General features: G+C 28.5%; 4 protein-coding genes. All 4 read left to right on the top strand.

The annotated features are described in order from the left end of the window. Positions 1-74: 74 nt before the first annotated feature. The 4 genes from lpxC to Q0370_RS02660 all read left to right on the top strand — a co-directional run bounded on the left by lpxC (position 75) and on the right by Q0370_RS02660 (position 3,404). Complete coding sequence (gene lpxC, locus Q0370_RS02675; protein ID WP_299571765.1) at positions 75-923, top strand: UDP-3-O-acyl-N-acetylglucosamine deacetylase; 849 nt, start codon at positions 75-77, stop codon at positions 921-923. 206 nt (positions 924-1,129) lie between these two features. Beyond that, positions 1,130-1,564, top strand: a complete 435-nt coding sequence (gene fabZ, locus Q0370_RS02670; protein WP_299571763.1) for a 3-hydroxyacyl-ACP dehydratase FabZ — start codon at positions 1,130-1,132, stop codon at positions 1,562-1,564. Between the two features lie 162 nt (positions 1,565-1,726). Further along, positions 1,727-2,503 (top strand): acyl-ACP--UDP-N-acetylglucosamine O-acyltransferase, encoded by a 777-nt coding sequence (gene lpxA / locus Q0370_RS02665; protein WP_006804215.1) that lies wholly within the window; start codon positions 1,727-1,729, stop codon positions 2,501-2,503. Between the two features lie 97 nt (positions 2,504-2,600). Beyond that, the gene (locus tag Q0370_RS02660) at positions 2,601-3,404 is read left to right on the top strand and encodes an LpxI family protein (protein WP_299571753.1); all 804 of its coding nucleotides are present in this window, start codon (positions 2,601-2,603) and stop codon (positions 3,402-3,404) included. Positions 3,405-3,574: the final 170 nt, after the last annotated feature.

Genomic DNA, 3,574 nt, shown 5'->3' with positions numbered 1-3,574 from the left:
ATAGAAAAAGAAAAATATTTTATAAATAAAGACAGAATGTGACTAAAATTTTGGAAAATGGAGGGAATTAGGACGTGAAAAGAAAAACTATAAAGAATTCGGTTGAAATATTAGGAATTGGGCTTCATAAAGGAGAAGAAATAAAATTAACTTTGAAACCTAGTGAAAATAATGATGAAAGAGGAATTATTTTTAAAAGAATAGATGTGAGTGGAAAAAATAATGTTATAAAGGTTGATTATAGAAATTTATTTGATTTGGAAAGAGGAACAAACATTAGGAATGAAGATGATGTGAAAGTTCATACAATTGAGCATTTTTTATCATCACTTTCAATCACAGGAGTAACAGATATTTTAGTTGAAATCTCAGGGAACGAATTACCTATTTTGGATGGAAGTTCAATTGGATTTGTTGAAAAATTGCTAGAAGCTGGAATTGTAGAGCTGAATGAGGAAATAGAGCCTGTTGTGATTACAGAACCTGTTATCTTTTCAGATGAAAAGGCGGGAAAATATGTGATGGCATTGCCTTATGATGGATTTAAAATATCTTATACGATTGATTTTAATCATAGTTTTTTGAAATCACAGTATTATGAACTTGAAGTAAATTTAGAAAATTATATAGAAAATATTGCAAAATGTAGAACTTTTGCATTTGATTATGAAATAGATTTTCTTAAAAAGAATAACTTAGCACTAGGAGGAAGTTTGGAAAATGCTGTGGTAGTAGGTGCAGATGGTCCATTAAATCCAGAAGGATTGAGATATTCTGATGAGTTTGTAAGACATAAAATTCTTGATATAATTGGAGATTTATATGTTTTGGGAACTCCGATAAAAGCTCATATTATTGCAATAAAAGCTGGACACTATGTAAATTCGAGATTAACTGAGATGATTGCGAAAAAATATTTATAAAAAACATAAAAAACACTTGTAATTTCGATAAAAATCAAATATAATGTATATGTAAAATTTTATTGAAAATATTGAAATTAAATCAAATAAATTAAAAGCTTTAATAAAAATACTAAAAATTAATAATTTTCAGAATATTTGCTGGTTTGATTTTAAATAGAAATTTTGAAATAAATAAAAATATAAATTCAGGAGGAATGAAAAATATGGCAACAAATGAAACAATTATGAATGTAGAGGATATTATGAAAATATTACCACATAGATATCCATTTTTACTAGTAGATAGAGTTATTGAAAAAAATGGGACAGATTCTTTGGTAGCGATAAAGAATGTTACAATGAATGAAGAATTTTTCCAAGGACACTTTCCAGGAAAACCTGTAATGCCAGGAGTTTTACAAATAGAAGCATTGGCACAGGCTGTAGGATTGCTAATGTTGGAACCAGGGAAAATACCTTTATTTATGTCAATTGACAAATGTAAATTTAGAAGAGCTGTTGTTCCAGGAGATCAGTTAAGATTGGAAGTAGAAAAAATAAAAGTTAAAAGTAATGTAATAGTTGCACGTGGAAGATGTGTTGTTGATGGTACAGTTGTAAGTGAAGCTGACTTGAAATTTTCAGTACAGGATTTATAATTAGATAATACTCAAACTACTTTAAAATTGGACTTTTTAAATAAAACAAAACTGTTGTTTGAGTAGCATGAAAGTTATTTAGTTCTATTTTTTAAAAGTTCTATTTAATTTTAAAATTCGAATTTTAAGTAATTCAAAATAAAAGAATGAGGTATAATAATTATGAGTTTAAATATACATCCAACGGCAATTGTTGATCCAAATGCTAAACTTGGAGAAAATGTAAAGATAGGTCCTTATTCGATTATAGGGCCAGAAGTAATAATCGGAAATGGAACTATTGTAGAATCGCATGTTGTAATTGAAGGAGAAACGATAATTGGTGAAAATAATTATATTTTTTCTTTTGCTTCAATAGGGAAAGATCCGCAAGATTTAAAGTTCGCTGGAGAAAAAACGAGAGTTGTTATTGGAAATAACAATAAAATTCGTGAATTCGTTACAATTCATCGTGGAACTACTGATAAATATGAAACAAGAATTGGAAATAATACGCTTGTAATGGCTTATGTTCACATTGCTCACGATTGTATAATTGGAGATAACTGCGTACTGGCAAATGCTGCGACTTTTGCTGGACATGTTGAAGTGGAAGATTATGCGGTGGTAGGTGGACTTACTGCTGTGCATCAGTTTACAAGAGTTGGGCGGCACGCAATGATAGGTGGATGTTCGGCTGTAAATCAGGATGTTGTTCCATATATGCTATCTGAAGGGAATAAGGCAAGAGCTGTATATATCAATATTGTAGGACTTCAACGTAGAGGTTTTTCGGAAGAACAGATAAAAAGGCTAAGAGAGTTGTATAAAATTATATTTAAGAAAAAACTGAAACTTGAAGAAGCGCTTCAAATTGTTGAACGTGATTACGGACAATACGAAGAAGCACAAAATCTTGTTAATTTTATAAGAAAAAGTAAAAGAGGTATAACAAGATAAAAAATAAAAACTTAAAATGTAAAATTTCTCAAAATAATCTCTATTTTATTTTGAGTTAATTTTTTAATATAGATATTTTTAAGAGGAAAAAGAGAAAATGGAAAAAGTAGGTTTGATTGCTGGAAATGGGAAATTGCCTGAATTATTTTTGAATCAATGTATTTTGAAAGGGATTGAACCATTTTCGGTTTATCTATTTGAAAGTGTGGAAGAAAGTGTGAAAAAGCACAAAAATTCTGTGAAATACAGCGTTGCTCAAGTTGGGAAAATAATTTCATATTTTAAGAAAAATGGCATAAAGCACTTAATAATGCTTGGAAAAGTTGAAAAAAATTTGATATTTTCAAATTTAAAGTTTGATTTGACAGCAACTAAGATATTATTGTCTACAAAAAATAAAAAAGATAAAAATATTTTAAAGGCAATAATTGATTACATTGAATCAGAAAATATCGAAGTTCTGCCTCAAAATTATCTAATGGACGAGTATATTGCAGGAAATGAAACATATACAAAAGTTTTACCAAGTAAAAATGAGGAAAAAACAATAGAAATTGGAATTGAGGCGGCAAGAATGCTTACAGATATTGATGCAGGGCAAACAGTTGTTGTAAAAGATGAGTCAGTCATCGCTCTTGAAGGAGTGGAAGGTACTGATAAGGCAATTTTACGTGGTGGGGAACTGGCTGGAAAAAACTGCATTGTAGTGAAAATGGCAAGGCATCATCAGGATTATCGTATAGATATTCCAACAATTGGTCTGGAAACGATAAAAAAAGTTGTAGAAATTAATGGACGTGGAATTATAATCGAAGCTGATAAAATGCTGTTTATTGATAAAGAGGAAGTTATAAAATTTGCAAACAAAAATAAAATTTTTATAAAAGGAATTAAGATTTAAAAGTTTTTTTGTAAAACTATTTTTTAAAATTAAACTCAAAAAAAATAAATAGTAATATATTAGTTGACAAGTTTTAAAGTTTTTTAATGTGAAAAACTTAAATTAAAAATAGCCAAAAAAAATCTAAATCAAAGGAGAAAAAAATGAGATTATTTCTAAAATTAGAGGAA

The organism is uncultured Leptotrichia sp. (assembly GCF_938036635.1).
Lineage (GTDB): Bacteria > Fusobacteriota > Fusobacteriia > Fusobacteriales > Leptotrichiaceae > Leptotrichia > Leptotrichia hongkongensis.
This window is presented reverse-complemented; position numbering and strand designations above follow the sequence as displayed.

Bases quoted from the DNA above. Each gene is read 5' to 3' on its own strand.
- fabZ (WP_299571763.1), top strand. From the start codon at position 1,130: ATGGCAACAAATGAAACAATTATGAATGTAGAGGATATTATGAAAATA.
- lpxA (WP_006804215.1), top strand. From the start codon at position 1,727: ATGAGTTTAAATATACATCCAACGGCAATTGTTGATCCAAATGCTAAA.
- Q0370_RS02660 (WP_299571753.1), top strand. From the start codon at position 2,601: ATGGAAAAAGTAGGTTTGATTGCTGGAAATGGGAAATTGCCTGAATTA.